The sequence below is a fragment of the Alteromonas ulvae genome, from assembly GCF_048987005.1.
Lineage (GTDB): Bacteria > Pseudomonadota > Gammaproteobacteria > Enterobacterales > Alteromonadaceae > Alteromonas.
In genome coordinates this window covers 4024499-4050676 of the sequence record NZ_CP185261.1, presented here as the reverse complement: position 1 = coordinate 4050676, position 26178 = coordinate 4024499, and the positions used below count along the sequence as shown (strand labels likewise).

Here is a 26178-nt window from a genome sequence, read left to right as displayed (position 1 = left end):
ATGATCTGCTGGCATAACGTACCAAAAATGAAATCTCACGGTGATTTATGCCTTTTATTGAAAACAACATGGCAATGATGTAGGTTGGAGATGCACTACGAGTAAACAGAGCAAGTAAAAGGACAATGATGAGACGGATTTTAGGGGCCATATTGGTCTTTTATTCTTTATGTATTTCTGCAAACGATCAACTTCCCCTCGACTATTTTATCAAACATGGTGATTACCTTGATCTTCAGCTTTCCCCAGACGGCAAGCATTTAGCCGCACGGGTTCGCGCGGACAACAAAGTGATGCTAGGTATTTTGTCCACCGAAGATATGCAGATTGTCGGTGGGGTGCGCCCTCAAAACAACGATATTATTCACACGGTAACTTGGGTAAATAATGAGCGACTTGTGTTTGAGTATGCGGAGAAGCGGTTCTCGCTCGATAGGCCTGAGCCAACGGGAGAGCTATTTGCTATGAATCTCGATGGTAGCAGAAGGGAAATGCTCTTCGGGTATCGTGCAAGCGATGAGCAAACGGGTACGCGGATTTCAAATAAAGACGATAGTTTAGCTAGCCAAGAAGTAATCAGTCTTTTAGAAAATGATGATCGTTACATTCTAATTGCGGAGTACCCGTGGGAGAAAATTGGCAATACCTATTCCAATAACCGAGTAAAGCCAGCCATCATTAGCAAGCTCAACATCATGTCTGGCAGAAAACGAAAAGTAGATGTGTTACCGCACAAACGCAGCAGTGTCCTAGCAACTAGAAATGGGCAAGTCGTTTTTATGAAGTGGGAAGATGAGAATGGTCATTTTCATGCTGCCTATAGGGCTAATAACGACAGCGAATGGATAAATTTAGAAGACGCTTTCAGCGTTGGCCAAGACTTGATTCCACGGGGTATTAGTGAAGACGAAAAATATGTCTATATGTCGGGATTTACTGGTGAAGAAGGCATTTATACCCATTTCAAGCTGAACTTATCGACTGGTGAGCACAGTAAGATTTTCGAAGAGCACGATACCGACATCGAACAAGTGGTCCTCGACAACGGTGGCTTGCCAGCCGTTGGGATCACCTATCCAGGCAAATCGCAGTACGTGTACGCTAAAGAAGAAAGTAAAACAAGTAAAATACATAAGCTATTAGCCGATGCTTTTGAGGGACAAACTGTTGCTATCGCCAGCCACACTCGAGATTGGAAAACGTTGCTTGTACATGTGCGAAGCGACGTAAACCCCGGTGAATACTATTTGTTTGATAGTGAAACCCTTGCGGCACGATTTATCTGGGCAAATAATTCGTGGATAGATCCTAGATTATTAGCGCCGATGGAGCCTATCAATGTAACCGCATCAGATGGTGAAACGATTAAGGGCTATCTCACTCTTCCAAAGCAATCAAGTATTGAAAAGCCTCCTTTAGTGGTTATGATCCACGGCGGCCCGCATCAAAACGGTACTAGAGACTTTTGGGACTACAATAGCGAGACGCAATTGTTAGCCAGCCGTGGATATGCGGTACTACAAATGAATTTTCGTGGCAGTGATGGTTATGGGGAAAGATACAAGGAGTTAGGTTATCGCGAATGGGGCGGTAAGATGATTGATGATATCAACGACTCCGTAAAATGGGCTATCAATAAAGAGTACGTAGACGGTGACAACGTTTGTGCATACGGGGCAAGTTACGGCGGGTACGCGGCGCTTATGTCTGCAGTGAAAGAGCCTGACTTATACGAATGCACAATTGGATATGTAGGCGTTTACGACTTGCAATATATGTTTACAGAAAGTGATATTCCCAACAACTGGGGCGGTAAAGCATATTTGCAGCGTGTACTGGGTAACGATAAAGAGCAGCTAAAAGCCTACTCTCCCTTGTACCATGTAAATAAAATCAAAGCTAATGTCATGCTTATTCACGGCTCAAAAGATAGACGAGTGCCAGAGATTAACTCTGAGGCACTGTCTGAAGCACTTATCAAAGCAGGTAATCCGCCAGAGTATCTTCAATATTCTCAGGCGGGTCACGGTGTGTTCGACGAGGAAGATAGACGAGAGCTCTATCAGGGGCTGATTGACTTTCTTGATAAGAATTTAAAGAGCTAATACGCTGTTTAATAATAATTTGCCACTAAGGGAAGGTTTGCGCTTCCAATAGATTGCGCTTTTGCACCTACTTGCCCCTTCATAATGCGAGGCACTGTAATGCCTCGCATATCTCGTTTAGTAAGTTCGTCTTTTGTGCGCTCAACAAGCCGATCTTTAACGCGCTTAGGTAGCGCGCCGTCAATAATAACACCGTCAATGTCAAGTAAGCTCATGGCGCATTGTGCTGCATAAGCAAGCCCTTGGGCTGCAGAGCAAACCCAATTCTCAAGCACGCTCTCGTCGATGTTCCAATACTCAGTAGAACTGTAGATTTGCCTGCCGTTTGCGCCGGTGTTATTGAGCTTATTCTCTAATACGTACAATGAAGACTGTGTTAACAGTTGATGCTCTTTATTGCCGTTAAAAAATGGCAAAGAGCCTACTGCGCCGGCATTTCCCGATTTTCCCGTGAAAAGTGCGTCGTTAATGACCACACCACCGCCAACAAATGTGCCCACAAATAAATACAAAAAGTGAGAAAATTGTGCAGTATTACCGAAAGACATTTCTGCACTGCATGCTGCTGCCGCGTCATTGCGAACGAACACTGGCAAAGAGACAAGAGACTCTAGCGCTAATTTCGGGTTGAATTGCTTCCATTGCTCTAGCATATCTTTTGGTGCCCCAGCTTCTTCTGCCCATGTCCAAATTTCAAAGGGCATGGCCACACCTAAACCACGAATTCGGGGTAAATGGTCAGCAGCAATGTTTTTCGTCAACATGTTGATAGCGCGGTCTGTAAACGACATAAGGGTATCAACCGTTGGATAAGCTACTTTTTCTTTGACGGTGGCACGTACATTTCCGCAAAGATCAATTAGGGTCATGTCAAAGCTGCGGCGACCTACTTTCAAACCTAGGCCAAACGCGCCGTCGGCATTAAGACTGAAAGGCACTTTGGGTTGGCCTACTCTCCCCTTAATAGGTGCATTACGCAAAACCAAACCGTCGCTTTCTAACTTTTTAATAATTACTGTGGCAGATTGGGCAGAAAGTCCAGTTAATTCAGCTATTTGAGCTTTTGGTAACTCTTTATGCTTGTTAATCAGCGAGATGATGACCCGTTCATTGTCCGAACGGTTATCTGCTAAATGTGTTGCCATAGTTAACTTGCTCTCTAAAGTATTAAATCTATGTTGGCTTGTTTTTAGTTAAGTCAATTAGGTTGATTTAATCAAAAAGAAAGACAATACTATGCCCAATTGAATAATTAGTTAACGATTTTTTTACTCAAAGTGCGATATGTATGATTTGCACTATGATTGTATGTATAACGGATAGAGTGAGGCTGGTATGAAAATATTATGTTTAGGTGAAGTACTTATCGATATGTTAAGCCAAGGTGCTGCGCCTAAAGACGGTGACATACCGGCAATGAAGCCCTTTCAACCCTATGCAGGTGGTGCGCCAGCCAATGTTGCTGTGGCAGTTGCTCAGCTTGGTGGACGCAGTGCTATGGTATCGAAAGTGGGTGATGATACGTTTGGCGCTTTTTTAAAAGAAATGCTTGAGCATTATAAGGTTAATACCGATTTCGTATGGACTACCTCACAAGGCAATACCGCATTAGCGTTTGTGAATCTAGATGAAGACGGTGAACGTTCCTTCGACTTTTATGTGGATAATGCCGCGCATAAACATATTACCGAGCAAGACCTGTCCACTATCGACTGTAACAAAGATGCGGTTCTGCACTTTTGCTCAGGCTCTCTTGCCGGGCCAGAGTTAATACCGGGTACAGAGTTTATTTTAGATAAGGCACGCCAAAAGGGCATGATGGCGTGTTTAGACATCAATTACCGCCCAGCATTTTGGGACGACACGGCTAATGCACCTTCAAGAATAGATGCGGCAGCCAAACGGGTTTCCATATTAAAGGCAAGCCGTGAAGAGCTCAACGAGCTATACGGTGCAGAGAATGCAGATGCGAAAGTACAGCAATGGCTTGAGAGCGGTGTAAAAGTGGTATTGGTGACTGACGGCGGCGAGCCTATTCACTACATCACGACATCATTTAGCGGCACGTTAGCGTCGCCTAAAATGGATGTTAAAGATACAACGGCGGCAGGTGACTCCTTTATCGGTGGGTTCCTTTATTACCTATCGACCAAAGTTAACAATGCTGACGAATTTGATAGCTGGGCAGCAAGTTTTGAAAATGTAAGCGAGGCCACTGAGTTTGCGATTCGCTGTGGTGCATTTACCGTAACTCAATACGGCGCGTTCAGTGCGTTGCCTACTCAGCAAGATATCGCGAAATAGCCAATGTAACAGCGGAGCTAACGGCTAAGCCAATAGGCAAGCTAAACGTTAAATAGGCGAAGCGCTAAATGAGCTAAGCGCAGAATAGTTAAAGCGACAAGCAACGCAACAAAGAGCCTGTTATGCAGTGGCGTAACAGGCTCTTTGTTTAACGCTCTATCAGTTCTTTAAGCGCGTCTAAGGTATCTGCTTCATTCGCAGGCTTGTCCCAGCGTATCCGATGAATTCGCGGGAAGCGAAGGGCCACTCCCGATTTATGACGATTAGAAGGGTGCACTGCATCAAAAGCGACTTCGAAAACCAGCTCTTTTTTCACTTCTCTTACCGGGCCAAACCGGCCAACCGCATTGCGTCGCACCCAATTATCTAATTTTTTCAATTCTTCGTCGGTAAACCCTGAGTAAGCTTTGCCAATAGGCAATAATTGCTCGCCTTCCCATGCGCCAAAAGTAAAGTCTGAATAAAAGCTTGAACGTTTTCCGTGTCCTCGCTGCGCGTACATGATCACCGCATCTACGACTAAAGGGTCTCGCTTCCACTTATACCACTGGCCTTTAGGTCGACCGGGCACATATGTACTGTCGAGTCGTTTAATCATAAGCCCTTCAACGGATCTATTGTCGCAAACCGTGTTATGAAGGGCGCGCAAACTTTCGGGCGATGATGCACGTAAGGTGTTAGATAAAAATAGCCGAGGCGGCTTCTTTTGCTCAAACCAAGAGGCTAATTTTTTACGCCTAGCTTCCAATGTTAAGGAAGTCAGCTTCTCGCCCTCTAGTACAAGGGCATCGTAAACAATGAGCCCCACCGGATTTGACTGCATTAAGGGTTTGGTTGGCTTTTTCTTGTTAAGTCTTTGCTGCAGCGCATTAAACGTATCAACGACAGGCTCTGATGTAGACAAGCTGCTGGCCATATCTGATGCACTGGCCTTAGCCTCCTCGGTATTGTGAATAACCAATAGCTCGCCATCTAGCACCATGTTGCCGCTCATGTCGTCCAATAAATCAGGAAATGAGTGACTGATATCGTCACCTGTTCGAGAGAACAGCGCCTTTTCGCGCTCCTGTTCATCAGCGAGATTGGATGGGCGTTTTTCACTGTCTTTATCCTTGCCAGCACGCTCAGTATTCACCGCAAGCTGTACACGAATTCCGTCGTACTTATTTTCAATTTGCCAAAGGTTGGCATCAAAGGTGTCGATATCATTGTCTTCAATGGGGTGAGAAAGCATGACGGGATGAAATGTGACGGCATTTTCTATATCAGGCTTGTCGGCCTTCCCTTCTAACCACTGTAGAAGCTCGGTATAAGGTGGGTTTACCGCGTGCCATAAGGTTTCTATCTCTTTAATATCCTTGTTGCCGTAGTCAGCCAATATTTGCTTTATTGAGCGTGCTGATACGCCAATGCGCAGCCCTCTAGTGCCTAATTTCAGCAGTGCCCAGCGCTGGGACGGTGTCATCATAGTTAAGTATTCGGCCAGCGTAGCTGACACTTTCTGTTTAGAGACAGTGGCAAAAGTATCTACAATACTATGAAGAGACGGTAAGGGTGACACCGGGCTGTTGAACGGCCACAGATGCGCAACGGTTTCACTCACTTCGCCCACATAATCGTAGCTCATCGCAAATAGGGCGGGGTCGGTGTGCTCGGTAATCAGTTTTTTCACGGTATTGCGTTTAAAAAAATCAAACCGCAGAGTGCCTGCCATGGCCGCAATAGCCCAGCCTCTATCTGGGTCGGGGGTGTTTTCAATATAGTCAGCAATAAGCTGCGCTTTTGCTTTCGTTCCAGCGGTAAAGTACAGCTGCTCTAACAGGTTACTAAACGCCTCCATTAATCACCGCCTTGTTCTTCCTCGTCATAGCCCACCAATGACAGTGCTCGGGCTTTAAACCCCATCTTTTCAGCTTGATACATCAGCGCATCTTCTCTTCCGTGAGTCACCCACACCTCTTTCGGGTTGACTTCCTCAATGGTTTTCAGTAATTCAGGCCAGTCGCAGTGATCGGAAATAATCAGCGGGAGTTCGGCATTTCGCTGCTTGGCGCGGGCGCGAATTTGCATCCAGCCCGATGCCATCACAGTGCGCACATTTGGAAGACTTCGCGACCATCTATCTGCCAACGCAGAAGGCGGAGCAATCACAATTTCTCCGGCGAGCTCTTTTTTATCTTCCACCTGCGAGACAGGGATAAGTTCGCCAAGGTCAATATCAAACTGTTGGTATAAATCGCATAACTTCAATTGAGCGCCATGTAGATAAATAGGCTTGTGGTAGCCTGCCTCTCTAAGCGCAATAATCAAACGTTGGCACTTGCCTAGGGCATAGGCGCCTACTACGTGACACCGAGTGGGGAATACCCGCAGCGAGTGAAGCAATTTCTCTATTTCATTTGCAATGGGAGGGTGTTCGAACACAGGCAGTCCAAATGTGGCCTCGGTAATGAGCACATCGCAAGGCACAACTTGAAAAGGCGGGCAGGTGGGATCGTGACGTCTTTTGTAGTCGCCAGATACCACTACACGGTAGCCGCCATATTCCAACAGTATCTGCGTAGAGCCCAAAATATGACCGGCAGGATAAAAGGTTACCGTGACATCGTTAAACGTGAGCTTTTCACCTAAGGCAACAGTGTGTTGCTTAACGGCCATATCTTCGCCATAGCGAGTCTGCATAATGGCCAAGGTTTCTACACTGGCGTAAACCGTATGATGCCCTGATCGTGCATGATCTGCATGGCCGTGAGTCACTAATGCAGTATCTACTTCTGTCATGGGGTCAATGTAGAACCCACCCGGTTCGCAGTACAAGCCAGTGTTATCAGTCTTTAGCCATGTTGATGGATGCACAGGCAACGTTTCCCTCTGTATTTGCAATAAATATAAATACGAAATAAAAGACAAAGCGACCACTTGCAGAAAATGCCAATAGCATTGAGAGCTTCGTTATGGAATAAGATGTGAAGCTATGCAGCAGTGTGTCTACTGTCTTCCTGCGTTGTGCATGTTCAAAGTCAATACAAATTAGTGTTTGTCGAAGAAATCTTTATTTCGAATGTATTTATGCATGTAATGATAGGAGATGGGAGAAATCAGCCACTGAGAAATAACCCGATATAGCCGCCAGATAGGCTTAGCGTTCTCATAAACGCGCTCGTTATGTAACCAAAGCGATCGGCCAAGGTGCTTAAACAATCCTGGAATTGGAGGGAGGAACGTGACGATATCTAGGTCGCAAACCACTCTGAATGTACGTTGGTGAAGTAAGTAATGCTTAAAGAATCGCCGGTAGCTGGTAGAGGGCTGACCAAAAGTGACAACGCGACGCACACTGTTAGGAAATGCCAATTCAAGACGCTGCGCCGCTAGCACCGCCATGGCACCGCCGGAAGAATGCCCGGTAAATGTTATGCGCTTGCCCGCGCAAATAAGTGGCGCCAATTTGGCTTCGATATCTTCATATATACTTAGCGTTGCGCTGGTTTTTTTCTTGTCAGCAGGCAAGGAGATAGTGGTCTGGCTTTTTTGATTGAGCAGAAGCTGATAGCCAAAATGAACATAGCCGTTATGCTTTGATTTATCTTTAAAGTTTCCCTTTGCTTTACTTGGGAAAATACAAAAGTTGAGTAACCAATCTCGGATGGATTGGGTGCCCCTAAACAGCACGATAACTTCTTTTTTCTTTGGGCGGCAGAGAATGCGTGCCACAACGGTGCCGCGTGAATCGCACACAGCATGGTGCTGATGGGCTGAAAAGCCCAGTGATGAATAGTCAAATTCTTTCGGATATGCCAACTTACACAGTACGGCATAGCGCTCGTACTGATACCGCTTAAGTTTCTTCAATGGCTAATGTCTTTCACATGCATTCATTTGGTTGACGTACGCATTACGCCGCCTTATTTTTCGAATCAAGGTATCTAAGGTCTAGTTCAGACACCGTTTCTTGTTTGGTATACACAACCCAGTCTATTAGCTGTAAATTCCCGGCGCTGTCTTCAACTAGCGCTGAGCAATTTTCTATCCAATCGCCGTCGTTCACATAATGAATCCCATTCACCATATCCGACTCCGGGTGGTGAATGTGGCCGCATATGACGCCATCAAGCTGCAGCGCTTTTGCCCGCTTGGTAGTGGCGTTTTTGTACCGTGCTATGGCCTTATTTGCGCCTTTTACACGCTGCTTAATGTAGCCTGCTAGCGACCAATAGCTTTGCTTTCTCCAGCTTCGCAGCAGGTTAAACCAGCGATTTGCAAAAAGTAGGGCGTCATAGGCCTTATCGCCAATCCAGGCGTGAAAGCGGCCTAACGTCACATCGCCATCACATTGATCACCATGCAACACCAAGTAGCGTTTGTTCGCTGCGGTTTCGTGTACGTATTGGCGCTTTATCTCTATATCGCCAAACTGCATTCCTGAATATTTTTGTAAGGGAGCATCGTGATTGCCCGGTAGAAAAATGACTTTTGTCGATTCATGACTAAGCTGGATAACTTTATGTATCACTTCGTTATGCGCATCTGGCCAGCGAAACTGTTTGCTCATCGACCACATGTCTACAATATCGCCCACTAGGTAAAGCCTGTCGCAGGTCATATTGTTGAGAAAGTGAAGAAGAAATTCTGCTTTGCAGTCTTTGTTGCCAAGGTGTGTATCTGAGATAAAAACGCTTCTGAAGTGAGGAGCCTTAATCATTAAAATGCTCAAATAGTCATTGGGTGTGGCCATACCCTAAACAATCAACTTGACAGTTAATTGACACCTTCATGACGATATCGTTACGGTGCTGTTCTGAAATCAGTGCACTGCAACAATGGGGTACAGCAGTTCGCTATAACAGTTCGCTATAACAGTTCGTTACAAGAGTGAGGTGAAAGCTCTCTTGTTAAAGCACATTCATTTGAATGCTTGCGTTTAACTGCTTTCTTTTAACTGCTAGGACGGGTGAGTGCAAAGGGTTGAGGAAGATAACCGGTGCAAATAAACTTTGCTGGTAAACCTAACTGAGTAACTTGCGTATAACGAGTAAAAAATGGAAGTAAGTTAATTAATGACATCAGTACCTCCTGTATTTGCCAAGTGGTTTAAAAAGAAAGGGTGGCAGCTTCGCGATTATCAGCGGGATATGCTTATTGATAAAGACAAGCATGACTGCACCTTGCTTATTGCACCCACAGGAGCGGGAAAAACATTATCGGGCTTTCTACCGAGTCTAGTAGAGTTAGATGCGTTGCTGAGCACGTCAAACTTCACGGGGTTGCACACCTTATACATCTCCCCCCTAAAAGCGCTCACCCAGGATATCCATCGCAACTTGCTGCAGCCTATTGAAGAAATGGGGTTGGGAATTAGTGCAGAAACCCGAACCGGAGATACACCTTCCCACAAACGTCAGCGCCAGCGTAAAAAGCCGCCGCATATATTATTGACCACGCCTGAGTCGCTGATGTTAATGCTGAGCTATGCTGATGCAGATAAACTATTTGGCAAGCTGAAGCGGGTGATCATAGATGAAACCCACAGCTTAATGGCGAATAAACGTGGAGACTTCCTATCATTAGCGTTAGCCCGGCTATCTATGTTATCGCCGGCCATGCAGCGTATTGGTTTATCAGCCACCGTGGCCTTCCCTGAAACGCTTGGCGCCTGGCTAGCAGGCAGCGACAGTACTGCCAACATTGTTAAAGTAAAGGCAGGGGAGAAGCCCAAGGTAGAGATGCTGCATTCAAAAGCACGAATGCCCTTTGGTGGGTTTATAGCGCGCTATGCCATTGATGATATTTACCAGGCAATAGAAAAAGCGAAAACCACACTGGTGTTTGTTAATACCCGAGCGCAGTCGGAATTACTGTTTCAAATGCTGTGGGAAGCCAACAAGCTGGCGCTGCCTATTGCCCTTTACCACGGTAGTTTAAGCAAGGAGCAACGTCGCAAAACCGAAGCTATGATGGCAAGCGGTATGCTGCGCGCTGTGGTGTGTACATCTGCCCTAGAGTTGGGTATAGACTGGGGAGATGTAGACAAGGTGATACAAGTGGGGGCGCCGAAGGGGGTCAGCCGATTATTGCAGCGTATTGGCAGGGCTAATCACCGACTGGATGAACCGAGTGAAGCGCTGCTAGTTCCCGCGAATCGCTTTGAGGCGCTAGAATGTCAGGCTGCGATAGCTGCCATTAACAAAGGTGAGCTAGATGGTGATGCTCCGCACTCGGGGGCGCTGGATATTATTCCCCAGTTTATTTTGAACTGTTTGTGCAGTCAGGCTGATAAACCTGACACCTTGTACCAGCAAATGCTAAACGCCACCCCTTATCAAGGGTTAGACAGAAGTGATTTTGATAAACTATGGCAGTTCACATTAGATGGCGGCAGTGCCCTGAATGCCTACGAGCGCTATCAGCGGTTATTAGAGAACGACGACGGTACGTTTTCCCCAGCGAATCGGCGCGTGATCCAGCGGCACAGGCAGAATATCGGTACAATTGTGGAGTCTGGCCGTCTTAAAGTTAAACGAATACGCCGCGGAAATCAGGGCAAAATTATTGGTGAAGTGGAGGAGTATTTTGCGCAACAGCTTACCCCAGGTGATACCTTCTACTTTGCCGGCGAAGTACTGAAATACGAAGCCATAAGAGACATGCAGCTTCACGCGAAGCCTGCCAAGGCAAAAGAGCCTAAAATACCGAGTTACAGTGGCGGGCAAATGCCGTTGTCTACGTACTTAGCCGATGGCGTGAGAGGGATTTTAGCCGATAGCTCGAAGTGGAAAGCACTGCCTACACAAGTGCAAGAGTGGTTAACCCTGCAAGAGGCTTTCTCTCAACTGCCAAAGCCCGGTAATGTATTGGTAGAGCAATTTCCATTTCGACAAGCGTATTACACATTGTATTACACCTTTGACGGACGCAAGGCCAACCAAACCCTTGGCATGTTGTTAACCCGTCGTATGGAAAAGATGAGTATTAAGCCCCTTAGCTTTAGCGTTACTGACTACGGGCTATCAATAGCGTCGGTGAACCCAATTACACAGCATCAGCTTCAGCGTTTATTCCAGCCCGATATATTGGGCGACGAGTTAGAAGACTGGATGCTACAGGCACCTATGCTAAAACGGTCGTTTCGCCAAGTTGCTGTGGTGAGCGGGCTCACAGAGCAGCGCTATCACGCCAGTCAAAAAACCATGAAACAGGTAACGTTTTCGACAGATTTAATTTACGACACCTTGCGTGAGCACGACCCTGACCATATTTTATTAAAAGTGGCAAGAGAGGACGCAGAGCGAGAGTTGCTCGATTTGTCTAGGCTAGCAAACCTGCTTATTCGCTATGTTGATAGCGCGACCTTGGTCAATTTAGAAAAAGTGTCTCCCATGGCTATTCCTATTGTGCTAAATGTTCGCAGTGAACAAATTAAAGGCGCAGGGGCTCAAGCAATCATAGAGCAAGCAGATTTGTACGCTGAGGCTGAAAACATGCTAGAAGACGTACGGGCATTGCTTTCGCAAACACAATAATAGGTATTCATTGGCAATCAGCGACAGTTGGCTAACGTCTCAGTTAGCAAAAAGAAAACTCAGTATAACCAAATTTGCGGGGCTTCTGTGGGTGCTAGATGCCAGAGGCGTGGCGTATTTGCCGGCGCTAGACTGGCTGGTGGTGTCAGATTTGCATTTAGAAAAAGGAAGCTATTTACGAAGTTATGGCAACCCGCTGCCAAGTGTAGACTCTCAAGCCACCCTCAAGCGCCTAGCGCTTATTATTGAAGACTATCAGCCGGCAAGAGTCATCAGTTTAGGCGATAGTTTTCACGACAAGCACAGCATGGCTCGAATGACAGCTGAAGACCGAGCCTATTTGTGCAATTTAGTATCGCAAGTGGCACAGTGGAGCTGGGTAGAGGGCAATCACGATCCTGACTTGCCCGAGGGTATTCCCGGTGAAGCTTGTGAAGAGATACACCTTAACAAAGAGGGAGCATATGATGTGGTGTTTCGCCATGAGCCTACACAGTATCGGCCCAATGCTTTTGATAATTTATCTTGTCAGGCGCTCAAAGAACAACATCTTAACGAGTTGCCAGACCAGCAAACAGTCGGTGTGCCTGGCGATTCAGCATGTAAAAATCCGGCGCAAATTATTGGTCATTTTCACCCTAAAATGCGAACCGCCATCTCACGCAGGCGCTATTCGGGAAAGTGCTTTATATCAACGAGTAAGCTATTTGTTATGCCTGCGTTTGGACAATTCACCGGCGGCCTAGACATCGAAGATGAGGTGATGCTGGCACTGCTGGCAAAAAACGAAAGGAATACGTTTATGATGTACGACGGTATCATTTTTAAAACATAGCGTTTAAAGCATCGCATTTAATACTCAGCATTTTTACACCATTGGCTCGACAAAAATGGGGTCAGATTACAGTTTAGGACAAAAATGGGGTCAGATTACAATTTAGAAGCTGCTGCCGCTCAGAAAAATGCACTCTGACCCCCATTTGTTTCTGACCCCCATTTGTTTGCTTTTATTTTATTAGTCGCGCCAACGTCTTGTTAGGTCATCATAGGCATCTATGCGACGGTCACGGAAGTAAGGCCAAATGCGTTTAACCTGCTCGGTACGTTCCATATCAAGCTCAACTGATAGCGTAGTTTCACCCTCTGCATCGGCCTTTGCCAGTATTTCACCCTGAGGGCCTGCTACAAAGCTCTGCCCCCAGAACTGAATACCTGGGTCGCCTTCAACCGGTGACGCTTCAAAGCCAGTACGGTTAGCTACGATAACCGGAACTGAGTTAGCCACAGCGTGCGAGCGCTGAATGGTTTCCCACGCGCCGTGTTGACGGGTACGCTCCTCGGCCGTGTCGTTCACATCCCAGCCAATTGCAGTGGGATAAAACAACAAGTCTGCACCGGCCATTGCCATTAGGCGCGCCGCTTCTGGATACCATTGATCCCAACACACAAGTACACCCAATTTTCCAACACTTGTTTGTATGGGTTCAAAGCCTGTGTCGCCCGGTGTAAAATAAAACTTCTCGTAAAAACCTGGGTCATCAGGGATATGCATCTTGCGATATTTCCCAGCAATCTCTCTACTTCTATCAAAAACGACCGCGGTATTGTGATAAAGCCCTGAGCCACGCTTTTCAAAAAGCGAAGTTACCAAAACGATGTTGTGCTTTTCAGCGAGTTCGCCAAAAAAGTCCGTCGCCGGTCCTGGAATTGGCTCTGCTAAATCAAAGGCGTTGGTGTCTTCCTGCTGGCAAAAATATAAGGTGCTGTGCAGTTCTTGCAGTAAAATGCACTCACAACCTTGCTCAGCGAGCTTAGCCACTTGCTCAGCACTTTTGTTCCAATTTGTCGCTTTGTCATTGTCGTTAACAGCCTGCTGTACAAGGCCCACTTTTAGCTTATTTGGGGGCATGTAGTGATACTCCTTTCCTTAATGTCGCAATGATGTCGTCTTTCAGCGTGTTTTTCGGCACTTGCATAGAAATGCAGTGCAAACTGCCGTATTGCTTTACGAGTACACGACAATCAATTGGTTCAACAATGTAATTTGGAAACGCTTTTTGAATTACATTAATCGCTTCCCTGTCTTCGTCTTGCCCGTAAATAGGAAGTAAAACAGCGCCGTTGCAAATGAGATAGTTAGCATAAGAGGCGGGTAATCTATCGCCGTCCTCATTGTTGATGAGCGGTAGCGGTAAGCGGTACTGTTGATGCTCTGGAAGTTCAAGGGCGCATTCGTCGCAAAGCGCCTTCAACCCTTCAAAGTGACTGTCATTGGGGCGGTTATCACACGCTTGAATAACGAGTCCTGTATTAGGCGTAAATCGAACCAGCGTATCTACGTGACCGTCGGTGTCATCACCTTCAAGATGCCCATGTTGTAATACGGTAACCTTGCTACATCCCAATATATCGCTAAAGGCATCAGCATAGGAAGACAATGCCATATCGCCATTGCGCTTTGGGTTTAACAAGCATTGTGCAGTGGTTAGCAAATGCCCTTGTTCGTCAATTTCAAGTGCGCCGCCTTCAGCAACAACAGGGCTGCTTCTTAATACCGATTTACACAGAGCGGCCAGGTATCGCTGATTGGCAAGATTGTCGTCCTCAGCATTAAACTTATTGCCCCAGCCGTTAAAGCGAAACTCCACTGGATAGCCATTTTTTTCGCTATCTAAGCAGGTAATAAACCCATAATCGCGCATCCAAGTGTCGTTATATGTCGCCGGTACAATTAATACACGTGCATCCTGTGCAAGGCGCGCAATTAGGTCATCGATATCGGCGGGTGCACAAAGTAGTATTACCCCTGCATTATATCGGTTTATTGCAGTTATGACGTTGATATAGGTGTCTCTGGCTTCTTCAAGCCATAGTGCCCAGTCAGTCTGGGCGTGAGGCCATGCCAGCATGATAGCGTCTGCATCATGCCATTCTGGCGCCATAGTGCGTGTGCCCTGCATAGTTCATCCAAGTAAACAGTGAAAGGCTAAGTATAACTGTACCGTGCAGTCCCACCAAGGCTCCGTATAATAAATTTACGGCATTGGCTTCACGTTACAAAAAGCATCTAACACACTATTTTCCTCATTATTATGAGCCTTCACATCATCTTAAGTGCCGACCGCCATTTAAATGCAGGGTTTGCCCCGTGATGTAATCGCTGTTAAGCAAATAGTGCATAGCTTTTACTGCTTCTTGTGCGCCAGGTACCGTTTCAAGTACTGATTTCTTCAATGCCTTCTGTTTATAAGCCTCGTCATCACCTTCATTAAACATGAGAAGGGCAGGGGCAATGCTATTTACCTTTACGTGGGGAGCCAATTTTTTTGCAAAAGAGAGCGTTAAGTTGTGCAAAGCTGCTTTGCTGGCCGCATAGGCCATATGTTTTTCACTGCCCGTATCCTGCACATAGTCTGTCATGTGAATAATGTCGCTAAAACCACCTTGATTTGAAAGCGAATGGGCTAAGGCAAGATTAATACGGTAGGGTGCGAGAGCATGAACATTCATCATGCGGTTAAACAAGCTGTGCTTATCGTCATGGTCTTTTTCTTGTGCCCAATCGGAGGCGTTATGAATGATGGCGCGATAGCTTCCGCTTGCTGCCTTAATATCATCAATTGCTCGATCAATAGCCTGCTCAGTGCTAAAATCTGCATGAATAGCGGTTGCGCCCTTGTCTTTGAGTTTTTCTATTGTGGGTCGCAATGTTCTGTAGGTTACGACAACGGCATTACCCTCTTCGAGCAAGCTGTCTGCCATAGCCAGTCCCAATCGCTGACTAGCGCCTGTAATAAGTATAGGTGAGGCCAAAGTATTTTCCTAAATAGTTAATATGTAAAGGAATACGTAAATAGTGTGCCATTGGTACATAACGTGCCAACTATATTAAAAAAAAGTCATTTACTAGGCTAGTCGATCTGTAACGCATTGATGTGCGTAGAAGTTAAAAAAAGAAGTCATATACGGATAATCCAATGTTAGCAAAAGAAGCGGTAATAGTGCGTGAGGCAATCGATCCCTCTATATCTGAATCAGCGCAGCGTGTACGAAATGTATTAGAAGCGAAAGGCTTAGAAACGCCCATGGTGCCTAACGGCCTAAGCGACGAGCAAAAGCGTATGCGAATTGCGAGTGCCATGCGCGACGTAATGGAAACGCTAGGTCTAGATTTGACGGACGACAGCTTGTGCGATACGCCAACGCGCATTGCAAAAATGTATGTGAACGAAATTTTTGGTGGCTTAGACTATAGGAAATTTCCTAAAATTACTGCCATCGAAAACAAGATGCAGATTGACCAGCCTGTGCAAGTGTCTGACATTAGTTTAACAAGCACCTGCGAGCATCATTTTGTAACTATCGACGGCACTGCGACAGTGTCGTACATTCCAAAAGATACCGTCATTGGTTTGTCTAAAATAAATCGTCTTGTTAGCTTTTTTGCTCAGCGTCCGCAGGTTCAAGAAAGGTTAACTCAGCAGGTACTCGTGGCTTTACAGACGTTAGCGAGAACAGATGATGTGGCGGTGTCGATTAATGCTACGCACTACTGCGTGAAAGCGAGAGGCATCAAGGACACAAACTCGTATACTAAAACGTCGGCACTAGGCGGTCAGTTCCTTACCGATGCGGATTTGAAACGCAGCTTCTTTTCATAGCCAGCCTTTAAAGCTTGGTTTAAAGAAGGGGGTTAAAGAGAGACTTATAGGCATATTTCAGCACTAGTTTCATCAGCAACTAAAAGCAACCCAAAAAGCCGCGTCATAATCGCTCCACAAGAGCATTTATAACGCGGCTTTTTTTGAATGTGTATTGTGGATATATCGTTTGAATTTGTCTTTTGAATTTATCTGGCCCGAAAATCGGGGTCTAAGGCGTCAATGACCAAGTTTATCTTTCCGCCAACGCCGTCAGCGGGTGTTAGACTTAGGTGTTTCTTACAGCCACTACAGGAATCAAATTTTTCGGTATACATATCTTTGAGTATACCAATTTGAACTGTGTTTGTTGCCCCGCAATGCGGGCACATATATTCCAATCCGCTTTCGCCATGCATAATTTTTTCTTTCCCCATAATGATGTCCATATTTCACGCTTTGCGTGATATTTCCGTTGCGTGCTCAGTATCCCTAGGCACAAGAATTGCGTGATGTATGAATTTTCAAAAGCTTAAAAGTGAACAACTGATTTGACGGTGGCGCTTCCTAGCGCAACGTCGTAAAACTAAGGCTTTCACTAAATTAAAGTATAGTGATATTGGTAATATTTGCCTTAAAAAGTCATTAAAAAAAGATAAGTGTTTGCTATGTATAATAATAAAGGCACAGAAGCGATGACTGCTGCGCCTTTATTGTACGCCCAAATTCGGTTAATGCGGCGAATAAGGTAAAAATACGTTTAGTGTGTCATCCAAAGCTGTTGGAAAGGGCGAAGTGTGACTACCTTCTCATCACCTTTAAAGGTACTGTGAGATAATAAGTCTTTACACGATGTGCCGTTTAGCGCTCTTAGTATCTCACCATCAACTTGCTGTATGTGTTCGCTGAAGTTACTGATTACTAGTAATTTTTCGCCGTTTTCATTTTCTCTTAAAAATGCAAAACAGTGGTGATTGCTAGCTTCTAAAATGTACGTTCTCGCCTTACCAAATACAGCATGGGTTTTGCGTATTGAAAGCATGTGCTGAAGGCCTTTAAACACCTTCAAACTCGCGTCCTCTTGGGGGCTCAATGAACGCTGTATTTGCTCCATGGCCAGTGCGGTATCTTCTGGAGTAACGGCTATCCTATTTACCCAACGGTCGTCGTGTTGCTTGGTAATATCATTACGGTAGCTGTAGTCATTGAGTTTGGCAATTTCATCGCTAGAGTACAGTAGTGGTATACCACCAATACTGAATGTAATGCCGTAAAGTAACAACATGCGGTTGACGGCTTCCTCAATGCCTTTTGCATCATTGTTTTGTAGGGCACTTTCTAACCCGCACAGAGAGGCGAGCGACCCACAAACGCGACAATCGCCATTTGTTGGATTCTCTGCAAACGGCACGCCATTAGCGAAGCTGCCTTCAAAACGCCCTGTAAAAAACTGATTTAAGAAAAAGCGATGATCATTACCATTAATGCCAAGCTCGTGTGCCACATCATCGTCGAAGGTCCATCCAATATCATCATGGCAGCGAACATAATTCACCCAGGTACAATTATCAGAAATAGCAAAGCTCTTTTGCATTGAGCGAGTGAGAAGTCTGGTTTTCCTCGTTGCTAAGCTATTCCAAAGCAGTGCCATCAGAAGAGGATTATAAGATAACTTACACTCGTGTTCGCCAATGTATTTATTGACTTCGTCGGGGTGCACAATGGCTTCTGACTTAAATACCACCGCAGGCGCCGCTATTTCTAAGCAGCAATTAAACGCCTGGATCAAAACGTGGGCTTTGTCCTGATTCTCGCAGTTAGTCCCCATTTCCTTCCAAATAAATGCAAGGGCATCTAGGCGAAGGGCTGCAGAGCCTAAATTAGCCAAAAACAGCATTTCTGAAGTAATGGCGTTAAACACTTCTGGGTTACTGTAATTCAAGTCCCATTGAAAGCTGTTAAAGGTAGTCCACACCCATTTTTGCATCTGTTCGTTGAAGGTAAAGCTGCCTCGACGAACCTGAGGGAATATTTCTCTCAGCGTGGTTTCATATTGGTCGGGTATGGTTCTATCGTCATAAACGTAATAATAGTTCTGATATTGTTTTTTACCCTCAAGCGCTGCCTTTGCCCAGCGATGCTCGTCAGAGGTGTGATTAAACACAAAATCGAGTACCAGGTTGATGCCTTCTTTGAGCAGAGCGTCAGCAAGCTTTTCTAAATCTGCTGTGGTGCCTAATGTGGGGTTTACTTTGCGATAATCAGACACCGCGTAGCCACCATCGCTGTCGCCAGCAGGTGCATCGTAAAGTGGCATTAGATGCAGGTAGGTAATACCTAACGCTTTGTAATAAGGAATACGGTCGTGAAGGTCGTTGAGGGTAGGGCCCATTAGGTCAACGTAACACGCTAAACCCACTTGCTTTTCGTCACGATACCACAGCGGTGATTGAAGCCTGCTTTCGTCAAGCTTTTTAAGTGCTGGCTTTCTTTTCTTAACCCCATCTCTTAACGTTTCCACTAATTTTTGTATATGATAATAACAGTCGTATTGGTGGCCGTACACGTACGTGTATTTTTCGAAGAGTGAAGGAAAATGCGCTTCCAGACGTCGGGTAAATAACGTCGCGTCCTTCTTCGTTAGGCCTGATAGATCGGTAGATTCCAAGATGCGCTCTAGGCAAACACTAACGTCAGCAGCATAGTTCATAGGTGGCTCCAAAATGTTACGCAAATCCGCTTTTTCTGTTGCGTTAAAAGAAAGATAATAATTATCAAGTTTACAGGGATTTTAAATTCTGTTAACTTTTATCTTAAACGATTAAGTTATTTTATCAAATAAACTTACATATTTGTTCATCAAATAGTCTAGTGCGTCTAGATAGCGGCGAACGAATAACATAAATTAGCTTGGTTTTAGGCTTTAATAGCAGTATTGATGCGAGACTCACTATGTCCAATCAGGATCAAAATAGCAGAATTATAAGATGGTTAACCTACCTTATGTTTATGATGTTTGCCATGACATCAGACTCAGTAGGGGAAATTATAAAGGAAGTTAAGGTGGCCTTTTCTGTCACTAATGCACAAGCAAGTCTTATGCACTCCCTTCCCATGTTGGGTATAGCGTTGTCAGGCTTATTTTTGGGTTTCTTAGCGGATAAAATAGGTAGAAAGCCAACTATTATCATGGGGCTAGCCATTTTTGGTGTGGCGTGCTATAGCTTTTTGATCGCTGACGATTTTCTACTTATCGTAAGTTTAATGAGTTTATCTGGGGTTGCGGTAGGCGTGTTTAAAACCGGCGCGCTTGCACTTATAGGCGATATTTCCTCGTCCACTAAACAGCACACTTCCACTATGAACGGCGCAGAGGCATTCTTTGGCGTCGGTGCAATTATAGGGCCGCTAATTGTCGCCTATTTAATCCACCAAGGCGTGGCGTGGCAGTGGCTTTATGTTATTGCCGGTGGTGTATGTACTGTATTAATTGTGGGTGCACTGTTCGTCAAATACCCCAATTACACTAGAGAAAAAAGTGACAAAGTAAAACAAGTTTCGGTATTGCAAAGTTTAGCCTTGGTAAAAAACCCTTATGCTTTTGGTTTCTCTGTCGGCGCATTCTTATATGTGGCTGCGGAAAGCGCAATATACGTGTGGATGCCTAGCTATTTAGTATGTGATGCCTCTACACTTCGAGCAACTTACGACTGCTACACAGAAGGCTTCAGCCAAACCTTAGCGATTTACTCGGTAACTGCGTTTTTTATTTTGCGCGCCGCGGGTCGCTTTGTTGGTATCTGGATGATGTCGCATTTTAATTGGGCACTTGTGCTAATGTTATTCAGTGGCGGCATTGTGCTTTGCTTTGGCGCCGGACTGATGGGTGGCAAGCAGGTAGCGCTCTATTTATTCCCGTTAACAGGTATTTTCATGTCGGTTATTTACCCTACCTTTAATTCTAAAGGAATAAGCTGTTTTCCTAAGCACCAGCACGGCAGTGTTGCGGGAGTTATTCTTTTCTTCACCGCAGCAGGTGCAGCGGCTGGACCATTTATCATGGGCTTGGTGAGCGATGCAAATGGTGGCGACGCTAAGTACGGATTTATGGTCGCAACGGCTTTTGCCACTATCTTGTTTGTTGGCATGGTGTACAACTTTGTTAAAAACCCAACGCAAAAGCGTCTAGCCGAAGTTGAAGCGTCTGAATACAGCAATTAACGCCGTAAGTTAGAGCCTCAACTAAACGACAACATGAATACTATGAAACACCCCTAGTCATTGGACATTCCAATAACTGGGGGTGTTTTCATTTGGGCCGTGTCTAGTTGCGCAGACACTTCACGTCACCCACACGCTCTAGAGTCTTCATTTTATTGTATGTAGTTTCAATGTTGTTTATCCTCGGGACATCTCAATTATTGACGTATTTTTTCACCTATGGACGAACTCAAACAAGCCCAAGCACTCTACGATACCTTGGTAGAATTTGCAGTAACCTACAGTTTCCAGATGTTTGGCGCCCTGGTTATCTTTTTGGTGGGCTGGTGGTTAGCGGCAAAAATAGGTGGTGTTGTTGAGAACGTGATGATCAACCGAGATATTGATATCACGCTAAGTCGCTTCACAGGGGGCGCCAGTAAGCTGGTTGTCCTAGGCATCGTTATCATTATTGCGCTAGGCAATATCGGAATAAGCGTTACGCCGTTAATTGCAGCCATAGGTGCTGTGGGTCTTGGCGCTGGGCTAGCCATTCAAGGAATGCTTGCGAACTATGCGGCGGGCTTTACCATTATCATTACCCGTCCTTTCGTTGTTGGCGATACCATAAGAGTGCAGGGCGTCTCGGGTGTGGTAGACCAAGTAATGCTGCCTTACACCCTGCTTATCGATGAAGATAATGTCACTATTCAAATTCCTAATAAACTGATTGTGGGGGAAGTGCTGCATAACTCCGCAGACAACATGCTTATTGAGCTGTCTGTTGGCGTAGCCTATTCAAGTGACGTAGACCGCGTGCTTGCAGTAGTGACAGATGCAGTGACGTCGGTAGACGGTGTTCCTTCAGACAAGATGCACTCTATTGGTATAGATAATTTCGGCGATAGCAGTATTAATGTTGGGATACGGGTGTTAGCTCCTTCAACGCGCCATTTTGAAATTCGGTATGCGCTGAATAAAGCCGTGTTCGACGCCCTAAAACAGGCGGAGATAGAAATACCCTTTCCTCAACGTGAAGTTAAAATGCTATAGCTTGTTTGGCCCTTTCGTACGCCACCTCATAGAGTTCCAGAGGTAAACCGTCAGGGTCTTGGAAGAAGGTAAAGCGCTTGTTAGTATATTCATCTACGCGAATGGGTTCACATTCTACGTTTTTTTCCGATAGAGTTTGAATAACTGCATCGAGGTCATCTACTTTAAATGCGAGGTGCCTTAACCCTTGCGCTTCAGGTCTAGAAGGGCGAGTTGGTGCGTCAGGAAACGAGAACAATTCAATTTGACTGCCGTCGGCAAGTGCAAGGTCACATTTATAGGAATCTCGGGCCTCGCGATAGTTTTCCGCTATAACGCTGAACCCTAATATCTCTGTATAAAACTGTTTTGAACGCGGGTAGTCACTACAAATAATAGCAACGTGATGAAACCCGTTTAACATAGCAAACCCCTTTGCGCGAAGAACGCGCTACGTGTGTTATGGAATACAGCGGCGTTGACGGCAACGCCACTGCAGAAGAGCGTTATGGAACTTCCTGGCCGCGAGCGGCTTCTACAAGCGCATACCAATGCTCACGCGATAGCGTCAAGTTATCTGCTTCTTTGCATGCTGCTAGTCTTGCAAGATTGGTCGTGCCAAGTACAGGCTGTATTTTAGCGGGGTGCCTCATAAGCCAACCTAATACAATAGCTTCTGGGGTGGTCTCGTACTCACTCGCTAATCGTTTTACGAGTTCTGCGGTGTTCTTGTCAGTGTCACTATTCGTGGTGGCACCTGTATAGCGACCCTGGGCTATACTTCCCCATGCCTGCAGTTGAACATTGTTCAGCATGCAGTGTTCAACTGTACCCGATGCATAACCAACGTGGCGATTGGCAGTGCTATTGGTGGTTATGCCGTCCTCTATCCACTCTCTAAAGCCTAAACTCATTTCGAGCTGATTGGCTACGATAGGCGTTGATAGCGCAGATTGTAGGTACGCTATTTGGTGACCGTTCATATTAGACACGCCAATGTGTTTAATCTTACCTTGCTGTTGAAGTGATGCCACACATTCAGCCACCTCATCAAGCTCCATAAGTGGGTCTGGTCGGTGAAGAAGAAGCACATCAATTTGCTCGATATGTAGACGGGACAGAATTCCCTCCACCGATGTGTTTATCCATTTCGCCGAGAAGTCGTAGCGCTTAGGGCCTAAGTTATCTTCAAAACGAATAGCGCATTTTGATTGGATAATCATCTTTTCCCGTAACGTGGGCGATGTTTTTAGCACCTCACCGAAGGCTTGCTCTGCTTTTCCAAACGTATAGATGTCTGCGTGATCAAATACGTTGATGTCTAGCTCTAACGCTTTATTGATAATGGCATGTGTTTCGTTTATGTGGTCTGACGTTACTGGGTTATTGTTCCAGCCTCCGCCTAGGCCCATGCAGCCGTATACGAGTCTGCTGGCAGATGGGAAATGTGCTTGCATGCCCTTCTTCGCATGGCTTCTCAAATCGTTACTCAAAGCGTTTCCTTTCAAAAGTGCGTTCTCAAAAATATGCTTTTTAACCCCTGTCTTCAAAAAATGTGTCTTTAAAAAAAGTGTTCTTCAAAAAAGCTGTGACGTATAGACTGTGTCGCGACAGTTACAATATCGCTGTTGCAGCCCATTTAAAAGCGACGTATCAATAAATAAAGTGACGGCATTAACGCCAATGCTATGAATACGTATGAAATCAGGAAATTAGTATGCGCTTTCTACAAAAACTAACACTTGTTACCTTTCTTTGCGCGCTGTTATCGAGCTGCACAAGCGTGCCCGATGGCGTGAAGCCCATCACAGATTTTAATCTCAATAAGTACCTTGGGCAGTGGTATGAGCTTGCCCGTTATGATCATAGTTTCGAAGAAGGGCTTTCCCGTGTTACGGCTACTTACTCTATGAGAGATGATGATGGCGTCAAGGTTATCAACCGCGGGTATTCAAAAGAAGCTGGTGAATGGGAGGAGGCAGAGGGTACCGCTTATTTTGTCGATGAGCCCACCACTGCGCACCTTAAAGTGTCATTTTTTGGGCCATTTTACGCAAGCTATATTGTGATGAAGCTAGATAAGGAAAATTACCAATACGCATTAGTAACCGGCCCAGATAGAGAGTATTTATGGTTGCTAGCGAGAACGAAAACATTGCCCGATGCGACCATCGCAGAACTAATGACGTTTGCTGAAAATGCGGGCTACGACACCGATAAACTCATATGGGTAAATCAAAACACAGCACATTAGAGAATAACTTTAGACAACAACGTTAGAAAAAAACGCTAAAAGGGCATGTTGAGGTTCACCTTGAAAGGGCGTGTCGATGAGTAAAGATCAACGCCCTAGCTTGAGGGTAAGCACAAGGCATCATATTGAGCAATTTATGCTATTATTGCACACAGTTTATTTTTGAGATGTAAATTGTGCTTCAAGACGCCGTTATAACCAGAGCTGATAATGCTTGCGAACTGTGTAAATCCACCTCTGATACTGAGGTTTACATGGTACCTGAATCACCCGACGACACCGCAGGCTGCGCTATTTTAACCTGTGATACTTGCCGTGCTCAGTTAGAGGCTAAAGCAGAACTTAACCCCGTGCACTGGCGCTGCCTTAACGATGCCATGTGGTCGACAACGCTTGCAGTGCAGGTGGTTGCCTATAGATTGTTGTCTCGATTAAGTACCGAAGCGTGGGCGCAAGATGCGCTAGATATGATGTATCTCGATGACGACGCTAAGACCTGGGCCGAAGCTGGCCTTATAGAGCGGGATGCTACATTAGACAGTAATGGCACTGCGCTTGAAACCGGCGATAACGTTCATCTTGTTAAAGACCTAAACGTTAAAGGTGCTGGGTTTACTGCGAAGCGGGGTACACCGGTAAGGGGGATCAGCCTTTGTGATAACCCGTTACATATTGAAGGCAAGGTCAATGGCACACGCATCGTTATTATTGCGGCATACACGAAAAAATCATAGATAATACATTTTTACCACTGGCCTAAAGCACATTAGAGCGCTTATCGTGCTGAGCTATGAGCTATGAGCTATGAGCTATGAGCTATGAGCTATGAGCTATGAGCGCTGAGGTCTTTGTGACATGAAAACTCCAGTGCATAGAAAATTTAAGTACGCAGTAACTTGTAGTAACCCCAAAATCCTGAAAAGTAATGAGAGAATTAGGCATGCAAACGTTAACCATCACTACTCCTGACGATTGGCATCTTCACTTCCGTGACAATGAGATGCTGGCGGAAACCGTTCCTGCTACGGCACGATGTTTCCAGCGCGCTATTGTAATGCCTAATTTAGTGCCTCCAGTGGTTAATGCTAGAATGGCGATGGACTATAAAGCGCGTATTGATGCAGCGCGTCCTGCCGGCAGTAGCTTTGAACCTCTTATGACCTTATTTCTCACTAACCAAACATCACCGCAAGATATTGTCGATGCCAGAAAAGCAGGAGTAACAGCGTGTAAGCTTTACCCCGCTGGTGCCACCACTAACTCCGATGCTGCAGTGAAAGGAATTAAAGCCTTGTACCCAGTATTTGAAGCCATGCAGGAGCAGGGTTTACTGCTTCTTATTCACGGAGAAGTGACAGAAAATCACATTGATATTTTTGACCGTGAAAAGGTGTTCATCGATACCCATTTAACTCAAATTACCGCTGCTTTTCCTGAGTTAAAAGTGGTATTCGAACATATTACCACAGCAGACGCTGCAGAGTTTGTGGCGCAGTCCAATGAATTTGTGGCCGCGACTATTACGCCTCAGCATTTATTGCTTAACCGCAACGATTTATTAGTAGGCGGCGTGCGCCCGCATAATTATTGTTTACCCGTGTTAAAGCGAAACACCCACCAGAAAGCGCTAAGAGATATGGTCGCCAGCGGGAACAAGAAGTTTTTTCTAGGTACCGATTCAGCGCCTCATGCCAAACACAAAAAAGAAAATGCGTGTGGTTGTGCAGGGTGTTACAGCGCATGGTCTGCCATAGAGCTATATGCTGAGGTGTTCGAGCAGCTAGGAGCGCTAGATAAGCTTGAAGGGTTTGCTAGCCACTACGGTGCAGACTTTTATGGTTTGCCACGTAACACAACAACGATGACCTTAGTGAAAGAAAATTGGGATGTACCCGAGCAAGTGACCTTAGCCGATGGCACTGATATGGTACCGTTTTACGCGGGACAAACACTGCAGTGGAAGCTTAAATCAGCTTTCCAGTCGGCATAGCATTGAACGCAATATTTGCCCTATAGCGACAATTTCTTTTTATACTTGAACACGCGACCTTGGTAACAGTAATAGTACTACCTGTTTAAGAGACAGTGGTAGTAGCAGTTATAAAAGCGGTTTTTGAAAAAAC

Annotated in this window: 23 protein-coding genes; 10 read left to right on the top strand and 13 right to left on the bottom strand. The window is 45.5% G+C overall.

Annotated elements, in window-relative coordinates; genetic code table 11:
- Window positions 1-125 precede the first annotated feature (125 nt).
- Entirely contained in the window at window positions 126-2105 is a 1980-nt protein-coding gene (locus ACOJR9_RS17505) for an alpha/beta hydrolase family protein (RefSeq protein WP_420934163.1), read from the top strand.
- Window positions 2106-2113: 8 nt separating this feature from the next.
- On the opposite strand, the gene ACOJR9_RS17500 is transcribed toward ACOJR9_RS17505, so the two are convergent.
- The gene (locus ACOJR9_RS17500) at window positions 2114-3250 is read right to left on the bottom strand and encodes an ROK family transcriptional regulator (RefSeq protein ID WP_420934162.1); all 1137 of its coding nucleotides are present in this window, start codon (window positions 3248-3250) and stop codon (window positions 2114-2116) included.
- 190 nt (window positions 3251-3440) lie between these two features.
- Here ACOJR9_RS17500 and ACOJR9_RS17495 point away from each other — a divergent pair, with 190 nt between their 5' ends.
- On the top strand, window positions 3441-4409 hold the full coding sequence (locus tag ACOJR9_RS17495; RefSeq protein ID WP_420934161.1) for a carbohydrate kinase family protein: 969 nt from the start codon (window positions 3441-3443) through the stop codon (window positions 4407-4409).
- A 148-nt stretch (window positions 4410-4557) separates the two neighbouring features.
- Here the strand turns inward: ACOJR9_RS17495 and ACOJR9_RS17490 are convergent, their stop codons facing one another.
- From ACOJR9_RS17490 to ACOJR9_RS17470, 5 genes are all read right to left on the bottom strand, one after another.
- Entirely contained in the window at window positions 4558-6249 is a 1692-nt protein-coding gene (locus tag ACOJR9_RS17490; RefSeq protein ID WP_420934160.1) for a cisplatin damage response ATP-dependent DNA ligase, read from the bottom strand.
- A complete protein-coding gene (locus ACOJR9_RS17485) occupies window positions 6249-7265 on the bottom strand; it encodes a ligase-associated DNA damage response exonuclease (protein WP_420934159.1) in 1017 nt (338 codons plus the stop codon). Before ACOJR9_RS17485 ends, ACOJR9_RS17490 begins: the two co-directional genes overlap by 1 nt.
- Window positions 7266-7439: 174 nt before the next feature.
- Window positions 7440-8261, bottom strand: a complete 822-nt coding sequence (locus ACOJR9_RS17480) for a lipase family protein (protein WP_420934158.1) — start codon at window positions 8259-8261, stop codon at window positions 7440-7442.
- Between the two features lie 43 nt (window positions 8262-8304).
- On the bottom strand, window positions 8305-9108 hold the full coding sequence (locus ACOJR9_RS17475) for a UDP-2,3-diacylglucosamine diphosphatase (RefSeq protein WP_420936165.1): 804 nt from the start codon (window positions 9106-9108) through the stop codon (window positions 8305-8307).
- 236 nt (window positions 9109-9344) lie between these two features.
- On the bottom strand, window positions 9345-9473 hold the full coding sequence (locus ACOJR9_RS17470) for a hypothetical protein (RefSeq protein WP_420934157.1): 129 nt from the start codon (window positions 9471-9473) through the stop codon (window positions 9345-9347).
- Here ACOJR9_RS17470 and ACOJR9_RS17465 point away from each other — a divergent pair.
- Complete coding sequence (locus ACOJR9_RS17465; protein ID WP_420934156.1) at window positions 9467-11929, top strand: ligase-associated DNA damage response DEXH box helicase; 2463 nt, start codon at window positions 9467-9469, stop codon at window positions 11927-11929. The genes ACOJR9_RS17470 and ACOJR9_RS17465 overlap by 7 nt on opposite strands.
- A 10-nt stretch (window positions 11930-11939) precedes the next feature.
- Window positions 11940-12764, top strand: coding sequence for a ligase-associated DNA damage response endonuclease PdeM (locus ACOJR9_RS17460; RefSeq protein WP_420934155.1), 825 nt, complete (start codon window positions 11940-11942; stop codon window positions 12762-12764).
- A gap of 180 nt (window positions 12765-12944) precedes the next feature.
- Here ACOJR9_RS17460 and ACOJR9_RS17455 read toward each other — a convergent pair whose 3' ends face one another.
- From ACOJR9_RS17455 to folM, 3 genes are all read right to left on the bottom strand, one after another.
- Window positions 12945-13838, bottom strand: coding sequence for a carbon-nitrogen hydrolase (locus tag ACOJR9_RS17455; protein ID WP_420934154.1), 894 nt, complete (start codon window positions 13836-13838; stop codon window positions 12945-12947).
- Complete coding sequence (locus ACOJR9_RS17450; RefSeq protein ID WP_420934153.1) at window positions 13825-14889, bottom strand: agmatine deiminase family protein; 1065 nt, start codon at window positions 14887-14889, stop codon at window positions 13825-13827. Before ACOJR9_RS17450 ends, ACOJR9_RS17455 begins: the two co-directional genes overlap by 14 nt.
- 145 nt (window positions 14890-15034) lie before the next feature.
- Window positions 15035-15742 carry a dihydromonapterin reductase gene (folM, locus tag ACOJR9_RS17445; RefSeq protein ID WP_420934152.1) on the bottom strand — a complete coding sequence of 236 codons (708 nt, stop codon included), beginning with the start codon at window positions 15740-15742 and terminating at the stop codon, window positions 15035-15037.
- 164 nt (window positions 15743-15906) lie between these two features.
- Between folM and folE the strand changes: the two genes are divergently transcribed.
- Window positions 15907-16590 carry a GTP cyclohydrolase I FolE gene (gene folE, locus ACOJR9_RS17440; RefSeq protein WP_420934151.1) on the top strand — a complete coding sequence of 228 codons (684 nt, stop codon included), beginning with the start codon at window positions 15907-15909 and terminating at the stop codon, window positions 16588-16590.
- 188 nt (window positions 16591-16778) lie between these two features.
- On the opposite strand, the gene ACOJR9_RS17435 is transcribed toward folE, so the two are convergent.
- On the bottom strand, window positions 16779-17018 hold the full coding sequence (locus ACOJR9_RS17435; RefSeq protein WP_420934150.1) for a hypothetical protein: 240 nt from the start codon (window positions 17016-17018) through the stop codon (window positions 16779-16781).
- Between the two features lie 311 nt (window positions 17019-17329).
- Window positions 17330-19279: an alpha-amylase family glycosyl hydrolase gene (locus tag ACOJR9_RS17430; protein WP_420934149.1), complete on the bottom strand. Its 1950-nt coding sequence runs from the start codon at window positions 19277-19279 to the stop codon at window positions 17330-17332.
- 293 nt (window positions 19280-19572) lie between these two features.
- Between ACOJR9_RS17430 and ACOJR9_RS17425 the strand changes: the two genes are divergently transcribed.
- A complete protein-coding gene (locus tag ACOJR9_RS17425; RefSeq protein WP_420936164.1) occupies window positions 19573-20790 on the top strand; it encodes an MFS transporter in 1218 nt (405 codons plus the stop codon).
- A 219-nt stretch (window positions 20791-21009) separates the two neighbouring features.
- Window positions 21010-21822 (top strand): mechanosensitive ion channel family protein, encoded by an 813-nt coding sequence (locus ACOJR9_RS17420; protein WP_420934148.1) that lies wholly within the window; start codon window positions 21010-21012, stop codon window positions 21820-21822.
- Here ACOJR9_RS17420 and ACOJR9_RS17415 read toward each other — a convergent pair.
- Together ACOJR9_RS17415 and ACOJR9_RS17410 are read right to left on the bottom strand one after the other, a co-directional pair.
- Window positions 21809-22225, bottom strand: coding sequence for a VOC family protein (locus ACOJR9_RS17415; protein WP_420934147.1), 417 nt, complete (start codon window positions 22223-22225; stop codon window positions 21809-21811). The genes ACOJR9_RS17420 and ACOJR9_RS17415 overlap by 14 nt on opposite strands.
- A gap of 82 nt (window positions 22226-22307) precedes the next feature.
- Window positions 22308-23258, bottom strand: coding sequence for an aldo/keto reductase (locus ACOJR9_RS17410; protein ID WP_420936163.1), 951 nt, complete (start codon window positions 23256-23258; stop codon window positions 22308-22310).
- Window positions 23259-23518: 260 nt separating this feature from the next.
- On the opposite strand from ACOJR9_RS17410, the gene ACOJR9_RS17405 reads away from it, so the two are divergent.
- From ACOJR9_RS17405 to pyrC, 3 genes are all read left to right on the top strand, one after another.
- A complete protein-coding gene (locus tag ACOJR9_RS17405; RefSeq protein ID WP_420934146.1) occupies window positions 23519-24055 on the top strand; it encodes a lipocalin family protein in 537 nt (178 codons plus the stop codon).
- A gap of 173 nt (window positions 24056-24228) precedes the next feature.
- On the top strand, window positions 24229-24789 hold the full coding sequence (locus ACOJR9_RS17400; protein WP_420936162.1) for a PhnA domain-containing protein: 561 nt from the start codon (window positions 24229-24231) through the stop codon (window positions 24787-24789).
- A 206-nt stretch (window positions 24790-24995) separates the two neighbouring features.
- On the top strand, window positions 24996-26045 hold the full coding sequence (gene pyrC / locus ACOJR9_RS17395; RefSeq protein ID WP_420934145.1) for a dihydroorotase: 1050 nt from the start codon (window positions 24996-24998) through the stop codon (window positions 26043-26045).
- The last annotated feature ends 133 nt before the right edge of the window (window positions 26046-26178 follow it).

Excerpts from the sequence above, each read along its gene's own strand:
- ACOJR9_RS17505 (WP_420934163.1), top strand. The coding sequence starts at position 126 with ATGATGAGACGGATTTTAGGGGCCATATTGGTCTTTTATTCTTTATGT.
- ACOJR9_RS17500 (WP_420934162.1), bottom strand. The coding sequence starts at position 3,250 with ATGGCAACACATTTAGCAGATAACCGTTCGGACAATGAACGGGTCATC.
- ACOJR9_RS17495 (WP_420934161.1), top strand. The coding sequence starts at position 3,441 with ATGAAAATATTATGTTTAGGTGAAGTACTTATCGATATGTTAAGCCAA.
- ACOJR9_RS17490 (WP_420934160.1), bottom strand. The coding sequence starts at position 6,249 with ATGGAGGCGTTTAGTAACCTGTTAGAGCAGCTGTACTTTACCGCTGGA.
- ACOJR9_RS17465 (WP_420934156.1), top strand. The coding sequence starts at position 9,467 with ATGACATCAGTACCTCCTGTATTTGCCAAGTGGTTTAAAAAGAAAGGG.
- ACOJR9_RS17470 (WP_420934157.1), bottom strand. The coding sequence starts at position 9,473 with ATGTCATTAATTAACTTACTTCCATTTTTTACTCGTTATACGCAAGTT.
- ACOJR9_RS17455 (WP_420934154.1), bottom strand. The coding sequence starts at position 13,838 with ATGCCCCCAAATAAGCTAAAAGTGGGCCTTGTACAGCAGGCTGTTAAC.
- ACOJR9_RS17450 (WP_420934153.1), bottom strand. The coding sequence starts at position 14,889 with ATGCAGGGCACACGCACTATGGCGCCAGAATGGCATGATGCAGACGCT.
- folE (WP_420934151.1), top strand. The coding sequence starts at position 15,907 with ATGTTAGCAAAAGAAGCGGTAATAGTGCGTGAGGCAATCGATCCCTCT.
- ACOJR9_RS17435 (WP_420934150.1), bottom strand. The coding sequence starts at position 17,018 with ATGGACATCATTATGGGGAAAGAAAAAATTATGCATGGCGAAAGCGGA.
- ACOJR9_RS17430 (WP_420934149.1), bottom strand. The coding sequence starts at position 19,279 with ATGAACTATGCTGCTGACGTTAGTGTTTGCCTAGAGCGCATCTTGGAA.
- ACOJR9_RS17425 (WP_420936164.1), top strand. The coding sequence starts at position 19,573 with ATGTTTATGATGTTTGCCATGACATCAGACTCAGTAGGGGAAATTATA.
- ACOJR9_RS17420 (WP_420934148.1), top strand. The coding sequence starts at position 21,010 with ATGGACGAACTCAAACAAGCCCAAGCACTCTACGATACCTTGGTAGAA.
- ACOJR9_RS17415 (WP_420934147.1), bottom strand. The coding sequence starts at position 22,225 with ATGTTAAACGGGTTTCATCACGTTGCTATTATTTGTAGTGACTACCCG.
- ACOJR9_RS17410 (WP_420936163.1), bottom strand. The coding sequence starts at position 23,258 with ATGCAAGCACATTTCCCATCTGCCAGCAGACTCGTATACGGCTGCATG.
- ACOJR9_RS17405 (WP_420934146.1), top strand. The coding sequence starts at position 23,519 with ATGCGCTTTCTACAAAAACTAACACTTGTTACCTTTCTTTGCGCGCTG.
- pyrC (WP_420934145.1), top strand. The coding sequence starts at position 24,996 with ATGCAAACGTTAACCATCACTACTCCTGACGATTGGCATCTTCACTTC.